The 17,458-nt window shown below is 61.9% G+C and carries 18 protein-coding genes; 11 read left to right on the top strand and 7 right to left on the bottom strand.

The genetic code is table 11. The features are described 5' to 3' along the window. The first annotated feature begins 93 nt into the window (after positions 1–93). The gene (locus GFU70_RS12610; protein ID WP_116642347.1) at positions 94–1,104 is read left to right on the top strand and encodes a GlxA family transcriptional regulator; all 1,011 of its coding nucleotides are present in this window, start codon (positions 94–96) and stop codon (positions 1,102–1,104) included. 27 nt (positions 1,105–1,131) lie between these two features. Here GFU70_RS12610 and GFU70_RS12605 read toward each other — a convergent pair whose 3' ends face one another. Then, positions 1,132–2,073 carry a LysR family transcriptional regulator gene (locus GFU70_RS12605; protein ID WP_058544424.1) on the bottom strand — a complete coding sequence of 314 codons (942 nt, stop codon included), beginning with the start codon at positions 2,071–2,073 and terminating at the stop codon, positions 1,132–1,134. Positions 2,074–2,488: 415 nt separating this feature from the next. Here GFU70_RS12605 and GFU70_RS12600 point away from each other — a divergent pair, with 415 nt between their 5' ends. From GFU70_RS12600 to GFU70_RS12575, 6 genes are all read left to right on the top strand, one after another. Next, positions 2,489–3,940: a sensor histidine kinase gene (locus tag GFU70_RS12600; RefSeq protein WP_153389165.1), complete on the top strand. Its 1,452-nt coding sequence runs from the start codon at positions 2,489–2,491 to the stop codon at positions 3,938–3,940. Further along, positions 3,937–4,587 (top strand): response regulator transcription factor, encoded by a 651-nt coding sequence (locus tag GFU70_RS12595; protein ID WP_153388140.1) that lies wholly within the window; start codon positions 3,937–3,939, stop codon positions 4,585–4,587. The genes GFU70_RS12600 and GFU70_RS12595 overlap by 4 nt, the downstream gene beginning before the upstream one ends. Before the next feature lie 102 nt (positions 4,588–4,689). Next, positions 4,690–5,064, top strand: a complete 375-nt coding sequence (locus GFU70_RS12590; RefSeq protein WP_153388139.1) for a response regulator transcription factor — start codon at positions 4,690–4,692, stop codon at positions 5,062–5,064. Between the two features lie 236 nt (positions 5,065–5,300). Further along, on the top strand, positions 5,301–6,503 hold the full coding sequence (locus GFU70_RS12585) for an NAD(P)/FAD-dependent oxidoreductase (protein WP_116642348.1): 1,203 nt from the start codon (positions 5,301–5,303) through the stop codon (positions 6,501–6,503). A 214-nt stretch (positions 6,504–6,717) separates the two neighbouring features. Next, a complete protein-coding gene (locus GFU70_RS12580; protein ID WP_003201562.1) occupies positions 6,718–7,629 on the top strand; it encodes a LysR substrate-binding domain-containing protein in 912 nt (303 codons plus the stop codon). 165 nt (positions 7,630–7,794) lie between these two features. After that, positions 7,795–8,064, top strand: a complete 270-nt coding sequence (locus GFU70_RS12575) for a hypothetical protein (protein WP_193034291.1) — start codon at positions 7,795–7,797, stop codon at positions 8,062–8,064. On the opposite strand, the gene GFU70_RS12570 is transcribed toward GFU70_RS12575, so the two are convergent. The 6 genes from GFU70_RS12570 to GFU70_RS12545 all read right to left on the bottom strand — a co-directional run bounded on the left by GFU70_RS12570 (position 8,042) and on the right by GFU70_RS12545 (position 14,047). After that, positions 8,042–9,022: an ABC transporter substrate-binding protein gene (locus GFU70_RS12570; RefSeq protein ID WP_413468856.1), complete on the bottom strand. Its 981-nt coding sequence runs from the start codon at positions 9,020–9,022 to the stop codon at positions 8,042–8,044. The two genes, GFU70_RS12575 and GFU70_RS12570, sit on opposite strands and share 23 nt — an antisense overlap. A 244-nt stretch (positions 9,023–9,266) precedes the next feature. Continuing rightward, positions 9,267–10,436: an acetylornithine deacetylase gene (gene argE / locus GFU70_RS12565; protein ID WP_153388137.1), complete on the bottom strand. Its 1,170-nt coding sequence runs from the start codon at positions 10,434–10,436 to the stop codon at positions 9,267–9,269. Continuing rightward, on the bottom strand, positions 10,429–11,103 hold the full coding sequence (locus GFU70_RS12560) for a DUF1028 domain-containing protein (RefSeq protein WP_116642351.1): 675 nt from the start codon (positions 11,101–11,103) through the stop codon (positions 10,429–10,431). The genes argE and GFU70_RS12560 overlap by 8 nt, the downstream gene beginning before the upstream one ends. Before the next feature lie 10 nt (positions 11,104–11,113). After that, the gene (locus tag GFU70_RS12555; RefSeq protein WP_003201555.1) at positions 11,114–11,524 is read right to left on the bottom strand and encodes a RidA family protein; all 411 of its coding nucleotides are present in this window, start codon (positions 11,522–11,524) and stop codon (positions 11,114–11,116) included. After that, complete coding sequence (locus GFU70_RS12550) at positions 11,524–12,849, bottom strand: flavin-containing monooxygenase (protein ID WP_153388136.1); 1,326 nt, start codon at positions 12,847–12,849, stop codon at positions 11,524–11,526. The genes GFU70_RS12555 and GFU70_RS12550 overlap by 1 nt, the downstream gene beginning before the upstream one ends. A gap of 283 nt (positions 12,850–13,132) precedes the next feature. Further along, positions 13,133–14,047, bottom strand: coding sequence for a LysR family transcriptional regulator (locus GFU70_RS12545; RefSeq protein ID WP_153388135.1), 915 nt, complete (start codon positions 14,045–14,047; stop codon positions 13,133–13,135). A 122-nt stretch (positions 14,048–14,169) separates the two neighbouring features. Here GFU70_RS12545 and GFU70_RS12540 point away from each other — a divergent pair, with 122 nt between their 5' ends. The 4 genes from GFU70_RS12540 (at position 14,170) to GFU70_RS12525 (ending at position 17,457) form a co-directional block, all read left to right on the top strand. Then, positions 14,170–15,009 (top strand): pirin family protein, encoded by an 840-nt coding sequence (locus GFU70_RS12540; RefSeq protein WP_153388134.1) that lies wholly within the window; start codon positions 14,170–14,172, stop codon positions 15,007–15,009. A 49-nt stretch (positions 15,010–15,058) separates the two neighbouring features. Then, positions 15,059–16,135 (top strand): alkene reductase, encoded by a 1,077-nt coding sequence (locus tag GFU70_RS12535; protein ID WP_153388133.1) that lies wholly within the window; start codon positions 15,059–15,061, stop codon positions 16,133–16,135. Positions 16,136–16,282: 147 nt separating this feature from the next. Continuing rightward, complete coding sequence (locus GFU70_RS12530; RefSeq protein ID WP_153388132.1) at positions 16,283–16,705, top strand: nuclear transport factor 2 family protein; 423 nt, start codon at positions 16,283–16,285, stop codon at positions 16,703–16,705. Beyond that, positions 16,702–17,457 (top strand): SDR family NAD(P)-dependent oxidoreductase, encoded by a 756-nt coding sequence (locus GFU70_RS12525; protein ID WP_058544433.1) that lies wholly within the window; start codon positions 16,702–16,704, stop codon positions 17,455–17,457. Before GFU70_RS12530 ends, GFU70_RS12525 begins: the two co-directional genes overlap by 4 nt. Position 17,458: the final 1 nt, after the last annotated feature.

Raw genomic sequence — 17,458 nt, 5'->3', positions numbered from 1 at the left:
TCCGCCCCGTGGGCCAGTCGTTCAATCGTGCCGAAAACGGATAGACTCCCTGATCGTCCCTGAAGAACCCAGCGCGAAACGACCATGAACGAGATGACCCTGGATGTCGGCACCACCACCGAGTCCATTTCCCAACCGCGCACATTGGTATTCCTGGCCTACCCGCAGATGGGCCTGTTGGACCTGACCGGTGCCCAGACCGTGTTCTGGGCCGCCACCAAAGCGATGACCGAACGCGGCCTGCCCGGCTACACCCTGCACACCGCGAGCCTGGAAGGCGGGTTGATGCAGACCGCCGAAGGCTTGGTCGTGGACACCCGTGCCCTGCGCGAGCTCGACGCAACGGCCATCGACACGTTGATCGTGCCTGGCGCACCGGACATACGACAGGCAATGATTGACTGTGTCGACCTGGTCCAGTGGCTACGCGATGCCTCGGCCAAGGCCCGGCGCACCGCATCGGTATGCAGCGGCACGTTCCTCATGGCCCAGGCCGGCTTGCTTGACGGGCGTCGGGCCGCGACCCACTGGGCCATGTGCGACATGCTCAAGAGCGGCTTCCCGTCGATTGAAGTGGACCTCGACGCGATCTTCATACAGCAGGACACCGTGTGGACCTCGGCCGGTGTCAGCGCCGGCATCGACATGGCCCTGGCACTGGTCGAAGCCGATTGTGGTCGCGACGTGGCCCTGCAGGTAGCCCGTGAGCTGGTGGTGTTTCTCAAGCGCCCCGGCGGACAGGCGCAGTTCAGCCAACTGTTGCAGGTGCAGATGCAGGACAGCGCCGGGTTCGACGAACTACACGCCTGGATGAGCGAACACCTGGATGACAATAACCTCACGGTCGAACGGCTGGCCCGCCAGGCCAGGATGAGCCCGCGCAATTTTGCCCGGGTCTACAAATGCCAGACCGGCCGAACCCCGGCCAAAGCCGTCGAGATGTTCCGCCTTGAAGCCGCGCGTCGAATGCTGGAAGACTCGCAGCGCAACATCGACCAGATCGCCCGGTCCTGCGGCTTCGGTGACGAGGAACGAATGCGCCACACCTTCCAGCGCCATCTTTCGATTTCCCCCCGGGAGTATCGCAAGCGGTTTTCCCGCTGAGCGCAAAACCCTTGCGATACAGCCCCGTCAGGCCACTCGCCTGGAACGCTCCTGCGGGTCGGCCTGCTCGGCCAGGAACGCGCTGCAACGCGAACGCAGCCACCGCTCCCCGGGATCATTGTGCGAGGCGCCGCGCCAGGCCATGGAAAGCTCGTGCTCGGGCAAGCAGATCGGTGCCGCTTGCGCCCTCATGCCTGTCGCCACCGACATGGCCTGGGCGACGTAATCCGGCACGATGGCGATCATATCGCTCTGGGCCAAGAGCACAGGCAAGGCGCTGAACTGCGGCACGCTCAACACCACCCGGCGCTGTCGGCCCATCAGGCATAACGCGCGGTCCGAGTCATCGATGACATTGCCCATGGACGACACCATTGCATGGGGCCGACGGCAGAATTCGTCCAGGGTCAGTTCACCGGGCTGCGAATCGGCGCGCAACAGCATCGGTCGAATCGGCCGCAGTGTCTTGCGCCGGGCATTGGCCGGCAGTTCCAAGGTCGGGCTGATTCCCAGGGAAATCTCCCCGCTGCCCAACAGCTGGGACAACTGCCATTGATCGGCCCGGCGCACCACCAATGTGGTGCCAGGGGCCTCGACCCGCAGGCGTCGCAGCAGTTGCGGCAGCAGCGCGTACTCGACGTCATCGCACAGCCCGATATGGAAGGTCGCCTCGCTGGTGGCCGGCTCGAACGCCTGGCACTGGCTCAAGGCGGCGGCGATGCCGTCCAGTGCCGGAGACAGATTGGAAAAGATTTCCTGGGCCCGGGAGGTCGGTTCCATCAGCCGCCCCGAACGGATGAACAACGGATCGTCGAACATCAACCGCAAGCGCGCCAGGGCACTGCTGATCGTGGGCTGGCCGAGAAACAGCTTTTCGCTGACGCGGGTAACGTTTTGCTCGTGCATCATGGTTTCGAAGACCACCAGCAAATTGATGTCAGCACGACGCAGGTCATTTCTGTTCATCATAGTCATCGCCTCAGGCGCCAGGCCATTGAGTCAGGGGTGAACAAAATCATCGCCTGCGCCCTTCATCAAGGCCACGGCGACGAGGTGTTGAAAGCGTAATCCCCGAGGCGGCCCCATGTCTGTCGTACGTGGGGACACTTGACTCACCCTTTGGGCGGCGTCATCGATACTTCGGTATATACCCTCGCCACAAAGGATGTGTCGGTGCGACTTGGCGCGATTTCAGGGTTTTATGTCCTACCTCAGGCAAAGGTGCGCTTCTAAGATACGAACCGATGCTCTGTTTCCCCGACATCCCAGAGCGAGACCCAGTAAAAACAAAAGGTCTGCCAGCGTGCCCCTACCCTCCGCGATGCTCAAGAATGTCTATGACAGCCTGCGATACACCCCAAGCCAGCGGGGGGGCCGACCGTCCATGGGCATCAGCGCCAACCCGCTGGTCAACGTCTTGGGCTGGGCGGTGGGATTGGTGGTGGCCTGCGGCATTCTCATCATCAATTCCGAAACCCATTCCGACCTGGCCCCGACCCTGCTGTACATCACCTTGTTGTTGATGGCAGCCAACCTGTTTTCGATCAACCTGGTGATCACCGTCGCGCTGATGTGCATGCTCTTGCTCACCGCGACATTCTTGTACAACGGTGGCTATTACCGCTGGGACACGACCACCGGGTTCTTCCGCTGCCTGACCGCATTGTCGGCCATCGCCTTCCTGGCGCTGCGCAGTAAGCAGGCCTCCGACAGCCTGCGGCAAAACGAGGCCTATCTGATCGGTGCCCAGCGCCTGAGCCAGACCGGCAGCGTGGGCTTTCACGGTGATCGGCAGCAAATGTCCTGGTCGGAGGAGTCGGCACGGATCTTCGAATACCCGCCCAACAAACCACCGACGGTGTCGATGATGCTGGAGCGCATCCACCCCGAAGACCTGGAGTCGGCACGCCAAGTTTTCCAGCAGGCCGCCGTCGGCGAACCGCAGATCGAGGTCAAGCTGCGCCTGCTGATGCCTGATGGGCGTATCAAGCATATCCACATGATCGCCAGTCCCCTGCTCCTGCAGCATGGCCGTTTCCAGTACCTGGGCGCACTCATGGACATTACCGCCAGCAAGCAGGCCGAAGAAGCGTTGTTCCGCGCCCAGAGCCAACTGGCCCATGTCACTCGCTTGACCTCCCTAGGGGAAATGGCCGCGTCCATTGCCCACGAGGTCAACCAGCCGCTGACGGCCATCACCAGCAGCGGCGAGGCCTGCCGCCGGTGGCTCAAGCGTCCGGAGCCCGATCTCGGGGAAGCGCTGGATTGCCTTGACCGGATCGTCACCAACGGCTGTCGTGCCAGCGAGGTCATCAGCGGTATCAGGGCGCTGTCGCGCAAGTGCGATCCATTGCGCCAACCCGAGCGACTGGACGATATCGTCAGTGAGACCCTGAGCCTGGTCCAGCAACAAATGACTCATCATAAAGTGCGGGCGAAGGTGGACCTGGCAGCGGCCGGCGGCCCGGTCAACGCAGACCGGGTGCAATTGCAGCAAGTGATCATCAACCTGATCATCAATGCCTGCCACGCCATGGACGAGGTCAAGGTACACGAACGAATCCTGCACATACGCACCTGGACGGAGGATGATCAAGCGTTGCTGGAGGTGACTGACCATGGAACCGGCATTGCACCCGAGATCCTGCCGTCCTTGTTCAATGCGTTTTTTACCACCAAGGAGAACGGCCTGGGCATGGGCCTTTCCATCTGCCGGTCGATCATCGACTTCCATGAAGGCAGGATCTGGGCGACCAGCGAGGCCGGCCAGGGCACCTCATTCAGGTTCGCCCTGCCGCTGCTCGCTTGCACCGCCCTGGCGGGGAACGTCCAATGAACCCCAAACACACCAGCAACCCGGTCATCGGCACCGAGCCCGTTGTCTACATCGTCGACGATGACGCACCGCTGCGCCAATCCCTCGGCAGCCTGCTACGTTCCATCGGCCTGCAAGTCCATCTGTTCGGTTCGGTTGCGCAGTTCATGAACCATCCAAGGCTCGACCTGCCCAGTTGCCTGGTATTGGATGTACGGCTGCAAGGCACCAGCGGCCTGGATTGCCAACGCGAACTGACCGCGGCCAACGTCCACTTGCCGATCGTGTTCATGACCGGTCATGGGGACATCGCCATGACCGTGCGGGCAATGAAGGCCGGTGCCGTGGATTTCCTCGCCAAACCGTTCCGCGAGCAGGACCTGATCGATGCCGTCGCCGCTGCCCATCACCTGGATCGGCTGCGGCGCGAGTCCGAACGCAGCCATCAGCAACTGATCGGTCGCTACGCCACATTGACGCCTCGGGAGCAGCAGGTCATGGCGCTGGCGGTGTCGGGCCTGATGAACAAGCAGATCGCCGGGGAAATAGGCCTGAGTGAAATCACGGTCAAGATTCACCGCGGCCAAGCCATGCGCAAAATGTGCGCGCGTTCGTTTGCTGATCTGGTGCGCATGGCCCAAGTGCTGGAATTGCTTGGCGAACAGTAGAAAGTTCATACACACGTATACTTGGCGGGACCATTGGAGGGCGTATCTTGCACTGATAACGGGCGCCTTTATGGCTATCCGATATCACCTCCAGGTATCGACATGTCCAATACCGCAATTATTTCAATTATTGATGACGATGAATCCGTTCGAATTGCCCTCGATGGCTTGTTACGCGCCCACGGATATCGGGTTAGAACATACGCCAGCGCCTTGGACTTTTTATCTTCCTGCGAACTTCAAAACACAGCATGCCTGATCTCGGATATACAAATGCCGGGCATGACGGGTATTCAGATGTACGATCACCTGTCGACCCAGGGTGTTCATATCCCGATCATATTCATTACCGGATACCCAGGCGTGCCGCCCCGTGTCAGCGCTGCTACGCCCGAGCCGGTGGCATTTTTTCCGAAACCGTTCGACTGCGCTGAATTGATTGCCTGTATTGAATCGGTAATGGCCGGGGCTGCTTGACTGCGTCGTCCCCTCATACCTTCGTATAGAACACCCCTACCCAGGCATAGGTCCGATGACCTTATGTAGAAGTGTTAAACACGGGCCCAACCAATAAGATTTATTTCAGCGAACCGAAACTGAATGTGCTCAATGTCAATTCATTGAAGCCAGGCGCTTTTGGAGTACTTCGCGATACGGTCACGCTGAAGCAGTTAAACAATTCAACGTATCGATTTTGTCTTCGGGAGCTCATCATGAAACAACATATTCTGGTTGTTGGCGCAGGTTTCGGCGGGGTCTGGAGCGCATTGAGCGCGGCCCGGCTGTTGGACCAACACGATCGCAATGACGTGCAGATCAGCGTCCTGGCCCCCCAGGCCGAGCTGCGTATCCGACCTCGTTTCTATGAGCCGGACGTCCACACCATGGCCGCGCCGCTGGGTGGCCTGTTCGATGCGGTGGGCGTGCAATTCGTACAAGGCTCGGCGAACAGCATCGACGTCAACAGTAAGCAGGTTGGCTATGTGGACGTATCCGGTACCCAGGGCACCCTGGGCTACGACCGCCTGGTACTCGCGGCAGGCAGCCAACTGGTTCGCCCCGACCTTGAAGGCATGATCGAGCATGCCTTCGACGTTGATGAAATCGAACAGGCAGCCCGCCTCGAAGCCCATATCAGGTCCCTGGAGAAGCTGCCGGACAGCCCGGCCCGCAACACCGTGGTGGTGGCCGGTGGAGGCTTTACCGGGATCGAAACCGCTACCGAGATGCCCGCACGCCTGCGCGCTGTCCTCGGCGATGACGCGAACATCCGGGTCATCGTCGTGGATCGCGGGCCACAGATCGGCGCAGCGTTGGGCGACGGCATTCGTCCCTCCATTGTCGAAGCGTCCGAGCACCTGGGTATCGAGTGGATCCTCAACGCCTCGGTCGAATCGGTCGATGCCGGTGGCGTCACCCTGTCGGGCGGCCAGCGTATCGAGTCCCATACCGTGATCTGGACCGTGGGCTTCTGTGCCAGCCCGTTGACCCAGCATGTGCCGGGCACGCGTGATCGCCAGGGTCGCCTGCACGTCGACGGTCATTTGAAAGTGTTGGGACAAAACGACATATTCGCCGCCGGCGACGTGGCCTATGCCGCCACCGATACCTTGGGCAATTACGCAGCGATGTCCTGCCAACACGCCATCGCCCTGGGTCGCTATGCCGGCAACAACGTCGCGGCCGACTTGCTGGGCGTGGCGCCGATGCCCTACAGCCAACCCAAGTACGTGACCTGCCTGGACCTGGGCGCCTGGGGCGCGGTGTATACCGAAGGGTGGGATCGCCAGCTCAAGCTGGTCGGGCAAGAAGCCAAGGAACTCAAGACCCAGATCAACACGGTGTGGATCTACCCGCCGGTCGCTGATCGCGCGACCGCCCTCGCCGCAGCCGACCCGTTGATTCCGGTGGCCTGACTCCCGTTCCCTACCCCGGCCAGCCCCCTCCTTTCTGCGCCGGTTTTCCCAGACGCCTGCCAGTGTTCCTTGGGCGGGCGTCTTTTTTGCCCAGGCGTCCACCCAAGCCAGTCTGAATATCGTCACTGCCCAGCAAAATCCGTATCAATACCCGCCCCCTGCCTCCACGTGCACAAGGTATGGTAGGTAGAAACCATCCGGATCGAGGTGTGCCGTGGCGTCCTATTCCCTGCGTCAGCTGAAATACTTCGTCACCACCGTCGAATGTGGCAGCGTCGCCGAGGCATCCCGCAAGCTGTACATCGCCCAGCCATCGATTGCCACCGCCATCAAAGGGCTGGAGGACAGCTTCGGCGTGCAATTGCTCATCCGTCATCATGCCCAGGGCGTATCGTTGACGCCCGGCGGCGCGCGCTTCTATCGCAAGGCCCAGGAGCTGTTGCGCATGGCCCGGGAGTTCGAGCAGAACGCCCTGGCCGATAACGATGTGGTGAGCGGACAGATCGACATCGGTTGCTTCGAAACCGTCGCCCCGCTCTACCTGCCACGCCTGATCGCGGGCTTTCGCCAACGCTTCCCGGGGGTGGAGATCCGCGTGCAGGATGGCGAGCAACAAGAGCTGGTGCAAGGTTTGACGGGGGGGCGTTTCGACCTGGCGATTTTCTATGAGCACGACCTCGACAGCACCATCGAGACCGAGGCGCTGACGGCGCCACAACGGCCCTATGCGTTATTGCCGGCGGGGCATCGCTTCGCCGATCAAGCCCAGGTGTCGCTGCGCGACCTGGCGCTGGAACCGATGATCCTGCTGGACGTGCAGCCCAGCCGCACCTATTTCGTGAGCATCTTCGAGGAGCTGGGCCTGACGCCCAACATTGTCTTCAGCTCGCCGTCCATCGAGATGGTCCGTGGCATGGTCGGCCAGTCTTTCGGTTTTGCCGTGCTGGTAACCCGACCGCACTCCACCTGCACCTACGATGGGCAACACCTGGTGTGCGTCGACATCGCCGAGGACGTGACCGGTTCGGCCCTCGTGGCGGGTTGGCTCAAACGCACGCACCTGACCAAACCGGCCCAGTTGTTCGTGGATTACTGCAAGGAGCAGTTCAGGCAATGGCTGGCCTGACGCCCACTCAAACACCAAACCCTGCGGCGAAGGAGCCAGCTCGCGCCGCGCCCTGTAGGAGCTATGTAGGAGCTATGTAGGAACTATGTGAAGCTGTGTAGGAGCTGTGTAGGAGCCGTGTAGGAGCTGTCGAGTGCAACGAGGCTGCGATCTTTCCCCTAACACTTGAATCCCAAGCGAAAGATCAAGATCAAGATCAAGATCAAGATCAAGATCAAGATCAAGATCAAGATCAAGATCAAGATCAAGATCAAGATCAAGATCAAGATCAAGATCAAGATCAAGATCAAGATCAAGATCAAGATCAAGATCAAGATCAAAAGATCGCAGGCTTCGCCAGCTCCTACACAGCTACACAGCTTCTGCGCCCCCGGCGCGAGCGGGCTCCCGCGCCACAAGAGCGGTTCGGTGGCTAGCGAGCCGCCCAGGCGTTGAAGCGTTGCTCCAGTTCCTCGCCATGGTCAACCCAGAACTCCGCATCCACGGCTTGCGCTTCAGCCAGGTTGGCCTCGGCGGTGGGCAATTGTTCCTGTACCGCCGTCGGCAACAAGGCGAGTGCCTTGCGGTGCACCGGCCCATAGGGGATGTTTTCTGAAAACACCTTCTGGGTCTGCGGCTGGCTGGCGAATGCAATGAACTGCTCGGCCAGGGCCTTGTTCGGCGTGCCCTTGACCACGGCCCAGTACTCCGGGTCGTACAGGCTCTGCGGCCAGACAATGCTCAGCTTCATGCCTTCTTTTTGCGCCGACGCGATGCGCCCGTTATAGGCGGCACTCATCGCCACATCCCCCGCCACCAGCCATTGCGCCGGTTGGGCGCCGGCTTCCCACCATTGGATATTCGGCTTGATCTGATCCAGTTTGGCGAAGGCCCGGGACACGCCCTCCGGTGTATTCAACACCTTGTACAAGTCCTGCGACTTGACCCCATCGGCCAGCAAGGCAATTTCCAAGGTGTACTTGGCCCCTTTGCGCAGCCCGCGCTTGCCCGGGTACTGGGCAACGTTCCAGAAGTCCGCCCAGGAGCTGGGCGCCTTGGCGAGTTTGCTCTGGTCATAGGCCAGGACCATCGACCAGACGTAAGTGGCGACGCCACACTCATTGAATGCGCCGGGCACGTAGTTGGCCGGGTCGCCAAGGCCTGCCAGGTCAAGCTTTTCGAACAAGCCTTCCTCACAGCCTCGCAGCAACTCGGGGCTTTCCACTTCGACCACGTCCCAACTGGTGTGACCGGCCGCGACCATGGCCTTGATCTTCGACAGTTCCCCGTTGTATTCGCCGGCCACGATGCTTCCTGCACCGCTGGCGTTGAAGGGTTGAAAGTAGGCCTTGTCCTGGGCCTGTTTGGTGGCGCCGCCAAAGGAAATCACGGTCAAGCTCTGGGGCGCGGCCATGACGCTGGAACTCAACAACGCCAACGCACACGCAATATTGCAACGCAAGGATCTGGACATGAAGCGGTTCCTCGAAAATGCCGGCTCGCCCGCACGAGCCGGCGACGGGACTCAAGGGTGGCCGTAAGCGCGGGCGGTGTGGTCTACAGCAATAAGGCTCTTGTCGGCCCATTCGTTGATGTCGGCATGACTGGCCGCCAGGATTTTCCTGATATTGAAATCGTTCACCTTGGACACCTCGTGGTCACAGGCCAGTGGGTTCAGCGAGATAGCTCGCCAACCGATCCATCAAGCGATCGCAGGCGGCCATTTGTTCAACGCTCACGTATTCGTCGGGCTTGTGCCCCTGGTCCATGCTGCCTGGGCCACAGACCACCGTTGGCACGCCGGCCTGGTGAAACAGGCCGCCTTCGGTGCCGAAAGCGACGGTGCTGAACGCGTCACTGCCGCACAGGTGCGCAACCAGTTGTGCAGCAGCGCTGTCGGGCGAAGTGGCCAGGCCCGGGTAGGCGGACAGTGGTTCAAAACGGATCGCCGTATCCCCCGCCACCGCCTGCATCGCCGGCAGCAGTGCCTGTTCGGCAAAGTCCTGCAATTGCTCGGCCACCCCCTGGGGATTGAAATCCGGCAAGGCGCGTACTTCGAAATCGAAATGGCAATCGGCCGGGACAATGTTCAGCGCCGTGCCGCCGTGGATCAGCCCGACCTGTACCGTGGAAAACGGCGGATCGAAGCGCGAGTCATGCCGCGATGGTTCGGCCAGCTGTGCACCGATCTCGCCCAAGCGCCCCATCAGGCGCGCCGCCTGCTCGATGGCGTTGACCCCGTAAGGTGCATAGGCCGAATGACAGGCCGCCCCTCGCACATGACAACGCATCGCCAGCTTGCCTTTGTGTCCCAGCACCGGTTGGAGTTGGGTGGGTTCGCCAATCAGGCACAGGGCTGGTTGGGGAATTCGCCGAACCATCACGTCCAACAGGCTGTGAACGCCCAGGCAGCCCACCTCTTCGTCATAGGAAAACGCCAGGTGCAGCGGTCGACAAAGCCCGCTGGCGAGGAACGTCGGCACCGCTGCCAACACCGATGCCAGATACCCCTTCATGTCCGCCGTACCACGCCCGAACCATTTGCCGTCCCTCTCGGTCAGGCAGAACGGCTCGACCGTCCAGGCCTGCCCATCCACCGGCACCACATCGGTGTGCCCGGACAACACCACGCCACCGGGCACCGATGGGCCCATGCTCGCCAGCAGGTTGGCCTTGGTTCGCTCGGCGTTGTAGATCAGCTCGCTATCCACGCCCAACCCTTGCAAGTAATCGCGCACGAACTCGATCAGGGCCAGGTTCGACTCGCGACTGACCGTGGCAAAGCCCACCAACCGCTCAAGCAGGGCGCGGCTGCGCGGCTCACTCATCGCCCGGCACTCCATAACTGGGCGCCAGGGTCGGGTTGAGCGCGCGGGTCAGGTAATCCTGCAATTGCGGCTGATAGGCGAGCCAAAGCTTGTCCAGTTCGCCGATGGGGTTTTCCTCAGCCCAGTCCACCCGCAAATCGACGATGGGCCAGGTCAGGTCATCGACCACCGACAGCGCCGCCGAGTGCACCGCGCCGGCCTCCCCGCCTGCCGCCTGCCCGGCCTGCAACGCGCTCATCAAGCGGGCTGCAAGGCAACCGCCGCTATGCTCGAAGGCCGCGACCATCGCCTCGATCACCGCACGGTCGGCCAACAGATTGCCGGCCGCCACACATTGCTCACCGGCCACGGCGTTGTGGGTGCCCAGGGTATGCTCGCCACTGAAAATCGCCGTGCGCCCCTCGGCATCGATCACCGCCACCTGGCGATACTGGCTGTAGCCATTGCGCGCCAGGGTCCGCTCCAGCGCCGCTTGCGCCGCCAGGCCGCCGGCCAGTTCATCAAGAATCTGCGGCCCCAGGGCCGGCAGGGTAATGTTCTGGCTCGACACCGCGCCGACACCCGCGCGCAACCAGGGGCAACGGGCGCCGACGGCAATGCTCGAGGAACTGATGGCGATGCCCAACTGGCCGGTTTCGGCGCAGCGCCCAACGATGGAAAAAGTCATGCTCTGCTCCTTATTCAGGGATCACCGCGATCACGTCGATTTCCATCAGCCACTGCGGCTGGCCCAGGGCACTGACCACCAACCCGGTGGAGATCGGAAACACACCCTTGAGCCACTTGCCGACCTCCTGGTACACCGGCTCGCGGTAACGCGGGTCGATCAAGTAAGTCGTGGTCTTGACGATATGGCTCAGGTCGCTGCCGGCCTCTTCCAGCAGTTGCTTGACGTTGCGCATGGCCTGCTCGGCCTGGGCGCGAGGATCGCCCAGGCCCACCAGTTGACCGTTGAAATCAGTGCCGACCTGGCCGCGCACATAGACCGTGTTGCCGGCGCGCACGGCCTGGCACAGATCGTTGTCCAGGGTCTGGTTCGGGTAGGTGTCCTTGGTGTTGAACATGCGAATACGTGTGTGAGTAGGCATCAACGGACTCCCGTGAGACTGGTTTTCGAACGATACGAATCGCTGTCGAGTGCAAGGGCCTGGCGCTGGTCGGCATCTTGGTAGGCGAGGTAAATGCGTTGCTTCACGATGTGGTCGGCAATATGCCGGGCGTCATGCCACACGCCCCAGATGAACGCCGAGCCTCGTCGCGACAACCAGGGCAAGCCGACGAAGTACAGGCCCGGTTCGCTCGATACGCCACGCTGATGCCGAGGCTTGCCGTTGGCACCGAGGGCGTCGACCTTCAGCCAGCTGTAATCCACCGAATAGCCGGTGGCCCAGATGACGCTGGTCACACCGGCGGCGACCAGGTCCAGCTCCAGGATCGGCTGGGTCAGGCATTGCGGGTCGGGCAGCAGGTCGCGGGCTTGAGGTTCGAGCGGCAGGTCCAGGCCATTGCGGGCAATGTAGGCATCGGCGGCATCCAGCAGCGCCAGGTAGTTCTCGTCGCCACGGGCGATGTTTTCGGCAAGATTCGGTTCAAAGGTCACCACGCCGCCGTTGAACGATTTCGTCAGCCCCACCAGGGTGATGCCCTCGTGGGCGAGCCTGCGGAAATCCACGGTATGGCCGCCACGGGCACCGCTCACCGCGATGGTGACGTGCTCCTTGCCAGGCTGGACCGCCTCCGCATCCCACTCGCCCAGCACGCCCAGCCACCAGCAGAAATCGCGGTTGCGATAGGCCCGTGGCGGACGATCGTGGGCCCCCACCGAGAGATAGACCTGCTTGCCGGCGCGCCGCAGTTCATCGGCGATCTGCACCCCCGACGACCCGGCGCCCACCACCAGCACCGCCCCCTCGGGCAATTGCGGGGGATTGCGGTACTGGGCCGAGTGCAGCTGGGTGACCGTCGCCCTCTGCGGCGCAATCGGTGGAATCACCGGCCGCTGGAAAGGCCCGGTGGCGACGACGACATGGATCGCCTCGATCAGGCCTTCAGAGGTGTCCACGGTGAAACCCGGACGGCCGACATTGCGCTCGACGCGCCTGACGTCCACGCCGGTACGGATCGGTGCGTTGAACTTGCTGGCGTAGGCTTCGAAATAATCGGCCACCTGGTCCTTTGTCGCGAAGGCATCCGGGTCGAGCCCTTCGAATTCCAGCCCCGGAAAACGGTCATGCCAGGCCGGCCCGTTGGCCACCAGCGAATCCCAACGTGAGGTGCGCCAGGCTTCGGCGATGCGGCTTCGCTCCACCACCAGATGCGGCACGCCTTGCCTGCTCAAGTGCTCACTCATGGCCACGCCGGCCTGGCCGGCGCCTATAACAAGCGTATCGATGCGTAGGGTTTCAACGGGCATGTCTGTGCACTTCCGGCAGTAGGTTTGGTTCAGGCGGACATGGCGCCGCCTCGGGTTCGGTTTTTTGTTGTTCGGCGCTTGCAGCTATCGAGATCAGGTGTCGAGGCGATTGTGTTGGCGGGGGGAGATTTGCGAAACGAGGGTTTTTATCGTTGCAGGGAAGGAAAAAAATGGGCTACTGCGCGGATGTGATGATCACGGGAGCAAGGCACATCCTCTCGCCACAAAGGGAAGTGCGGCACACAATGCTTATCCCGCCACGACACCGGCCTGAATGGATCACTCACTGCATCCGCGCCGGAAACGCCTTGAGTTCCAGCTTCTCCATCACCAACCCGATGAACACCGAAACCGCCAGAGGCAACTGCCGCCGGCTCGGATAGAGCACATTCAGGCCAAAGCCGGTGCGTTGGTATTGCGGCAGCACGCGCACCAGCCTCCCGGCTTCCAGATCGAGGCTGCTCAGCGCCCCCGGCAACACGGCGATGCCCAAGCCGGCGACAGTCGCCCTGCGCAACGCCTGGGCGGTGTTGGCGTGGAATCGGCTGGCGATCTGCACCTGTTCCTCGATGCCGTCCGGGCCGACGAATCGCCAATGGGTCATGCCGCCGGGATGAGCGAAACTCACGCCGTCGTGGTGGGCCAGATCCTGCAACGAAAGCGGTGCGCCGCGCGCGGCAATGTACGCGGGGCTGGCAACCATGCCGTCACCGTCGTTCTTGAGCAGTTGGCGACCGACATACCCCGAGTCCTGCAGGGGACCGCCGCGAAAGGCAACGTCAATGCGGTCGGCAATCAGATCGACCCGGGCATCGCTGAGCACGAAATCAAGTTGCACTCGCGGATGCGCGGCTAAAAAGTCGGCCACCCATTCCATCGGGAAGAAATCGAAAAAGTCCGCCATCGCCGCGATGCGCACCAGGCCGCTGGGCTCCTCGCTGCCCATCATCAGTTCCTGTCCGGCGTCCATCAGGCCGTCCACTGCATCCACGCAGCGCTCATAAAACCCCTGGCCCGCATGGGTCAGCGTGAGTTTGCGGGTCGAGCGCTGCAAAAGTCGCGATTCCAGTTGCGCCTCCAACTGCTGAACCCGTCGGCTGACAGTGTTGGAAGGCATGCCCAAGCGCCTGGCGGCTTCGGCGAAGCTGCCGCTACGGACCACCTGGACAAACAGCGCAACATCGTTGAGATCGAGCATGGCGCCGACATTCCTTCGTTTTATGGATGAGTTCAATCCGATTGTATCGGCTAATCAATCTATTGGCAGGCACCTATCCTTCTCGCATCGAGGCTCAACGCCCAAGACTTGGAGGCAACCCCATGAACAGCATCGTCGCAGCACCGCCGCGCGCCATCGTCCATCGCACCTGGGGCAGCAGTCATGGGCCGATTGCGCGGCTCATGAGCCCCGGTGACCTGGGCCAGCTCTGCAAGCCATTCGTGTTTCTCGATCACTTCGCCTTCAACGCCGATGGCATGCAAAGAGGTTTCGGTATGCACCCGCATTCCGGGATCGCCACGCTGACCTACATGATCGAGGGCCAGGTGATCTACGAAGACACCACGGGCCAGTCAGGCACGCTGCCCAGCGGCGGCATGGAGTGGATGCAAGCCGGTAACGGCGTATGGCACACCGCCCGACCGGTCGCAGGTTCGCCGATCCAAGGCTTCCAGCTCTGGGTTGCACTGCCGGCGGCAGAAGAAAATGCCCCGGCCCACAGCCTCTACCTGGCGCCCTCCGAAATCCCCCGTGAAGGTCCGGCGCTGGTGTTGCTCGGCCAATACGGCGCAGCCCGCAGCAGCGTCGCCTCCCCGGCGGGCATGAATTATCTCGCCGTGCAGTTGCAGGACAACGAGCACTGGCGCTACACGCCACCGGCCGGGCACACGGTTGCCTGGCTGGCGGTCAACGACGGTAGCCTCGATGCCGGCGGCAACGTCAGTGCCGGAGAAATGGTGGTATTCGAAGCGTCCGGCGAGGCCATCGACATCGTTGCCCGGGACGCGACCTCCTTCGTGCTCGGCTCGGCGATCAAGCATCCCCATGACCTGGTGATGGGCTACTACTCGGTGCACACCAGCAAGGCCGCCCTGGAAAAAGGCGAGAAAGAAATCCAGCGCATCGGCGCCCTGTTGCAACAAGAGGGCCGGTTGGCTTAGCCGACCCTCGACTCAATCCCATCCATACCCAATCCCATAGAGGTGAATCATGACCGACATTGGTCTCGATCTTCTGCTGTCCCATGCTCAGGTCGGCAAGCTGTCCCTGAACAACCGCATGATCATGGCGCCCATGACCCGCAGCCGCGCAGGCGCTGGCGATGCCGCCACGCCCTTGATGGCCGAGTACTACAGCCAACGCGCCAGCGCCGGCCTGATCATCAGCGAAGGCTCCCAGGTGTCGGCCCAGGGCAAGGGTTACCTGAGAACGCCAGGGATCTTTACCCCTGAGCAGATCACCGGCTGGAAACAGGTGACCGACGCGGTCCATGCCGAGGGCGGGCAGATATTCTTGCAGCTCTGGCACGTAGGCCGTCTTTCCCATCCTTTGGTGCAGGTCAACGGCGCCCAACCCGTAGCCCCCTCGGCAATCAAGGCCGATGGCGAGATCTACACCCCCGAAGGCCTCAAGCCCTATGAACTGCCACGGGCCCTGGAGCTCGATGAAATCCCCGGTGTGGTGGCCGACTTCCGCCAGGCCGCGGCCAACGCGAAGCTGGCCGGCTTCGACGGCGTGGAGATTCATGGCGCCAACGGCTACTTGATCGACCAGTTCCTGCGTGACGGCACCAACCAACGTACCGATGCCTACGGCGGCTCGATCGAGAACCGTGCACGTTTGCTCAAGGAAGTGGTCGAGTCAGTGATCGAAGTCTTCGGCGCCAGCCGTGTCGGCGTTCGCCTGTCGCCGATCTTCAGCTACTTCTCGATGAGCGACAGCAACTCGCAAGCAACATTCGACTACACGGCCAGAATGCTCAGCCGCTATGGCTTGGCTTACCTGCACATCGTGGAATTGGGCGAAGGCCCGTTCGACTTCCTGGAACTCAAGCGTCGCTTCGGCGGAACGTACATTGCCAATGGCGGCTACGGCGCCGAACGCGCCGCCATTGCCATCAGCCGTGGAGAAGCAGACCTGGTGGCATTCGGCACGCCGTTTTTGGCAAACCCGGACCTGGTGGAGCGTTTCAAACGAGGCCAGGCGCTGAACACCCCTGACGCATCGACGTTCTACCAGGGCGACGAGCGCGGTTATACGGATTATCCGACCTTGGCCGGGGCTTGACGCCCAGTGTCCAGCGCGTGCTTCGCTTGGGGTCGTACAAAATAGTGAAATTACTTGTACAAAACTCTTTAAATTGTACAAGGCGTGCAGTAGGCTTCTGAAAACTTGTACAGGAATCATTTCCTGTACAACAATCGGAGCCTATGCATGTCCGTCTACCTCCAGCGTTTCGCCCAGGCTTTCGCCGAGCTGGACGCCAGTCGCCTGGCTGAGCTCGATGAGCTCTACAGCGCCGACATACAGTTCCAAGACCCTTTGCACCGGATCGAAGGCCTGCCGGCCCTGCGCACTTACTTTGCGCAGTTGTACGCCAACGTCAGCAACCTGCGCTATGACTTCCACGCCTTCGATGAGGTCGGCCCCGGAGAGGGCTACCTGCGCTGGACCCTGCATTTCAGCCATCCTCGCCTGGCGCAAGGAGCGCCCATCGCGCTGCAAGGCTGCAGTTATCTGCGTTGGAATGATCGAATCTACCTGCATCAAGATTTTTTCGACGCCGGCGCCCTGCTCTACGAACATCTGCCGCTGTTTGGATCGGTGATTCGCTGGCTCAAGCGGAGGTTGGCATGAGCCGTGTCTGGCTGACCGGCGCCAGCAGTGGCATTGGCGCAGCATTGGCGGCAGTCCTTCTGGAACAAGGGCATCGCCTGGCTGTGAGTGCGCGCCGCAGCCAACCCCTGGAGACATTGGCCACGCGCTATCCAGACCAGATATTGGTGCTACCGGGCGACCTGACCGACCCGCATCAGGTCGCCACGATCTGCCAACAGATTGACCTTCATTGGGGGGCACTCGACCTGGTGATCCTCAATGCCGGCACCTGCGAATACCTGGAGCCGGGCCACTTCGACACCCACCTGGTCGAACGGCTCATCAACACCAACCTGCTGGGTACTTGCCGTTGCCTGGAGGCCGCCTTGCCCTTGCTGCGCCGGGGCCAGCGTCCACATCTGGTGGCGGTGAGCAGCGCGGTCACCTGGCTGGCCTTGCCTCGTGCCGGCGCCTACGGAGCGTCCAAGGCCGCGTTGCGTTATCTGATCGAATCCTTGCGCATCGACCTGGCCGCCGAGGGTATCGATGTCACCCTGGTCAGTCCCGGCTTCGTCGACACGCCACTGACCCAACGCAACGACTTCCCCATGCCCATGCGCTGGTCGGCGCAACGAGCCGCCCGCCATATCGCGCAACGCCTGCCGGCGCGCCCGCTGGGCATTACGTTTCCATGGTCCTTCACGCTGGTCCTGCGCCTGCTGGGGCATTTGCCCGCCCGCTGGCGGCTGGCTCTTGGCCAACGCCTGGCACGCCCTTCCAAGGAGTCTTGAA

The sequence above is a fragment of the Pseudomonas brassicacearum genome, assembly GCF_009601685.2.
Taxonomy (GTDB): domain Bacteria; phylum Pseudomonadota; class Gammaproteobacteria; order Pseudomonadales; family Pseudomonadaceae; genus Aquipseudomonas; species Aquipseudomonas kilonensis_B.
Note: the sequence above shows the minus strand (reverse complement) of the source record. Positions and strands in the feature narration are given on the sequence as shown.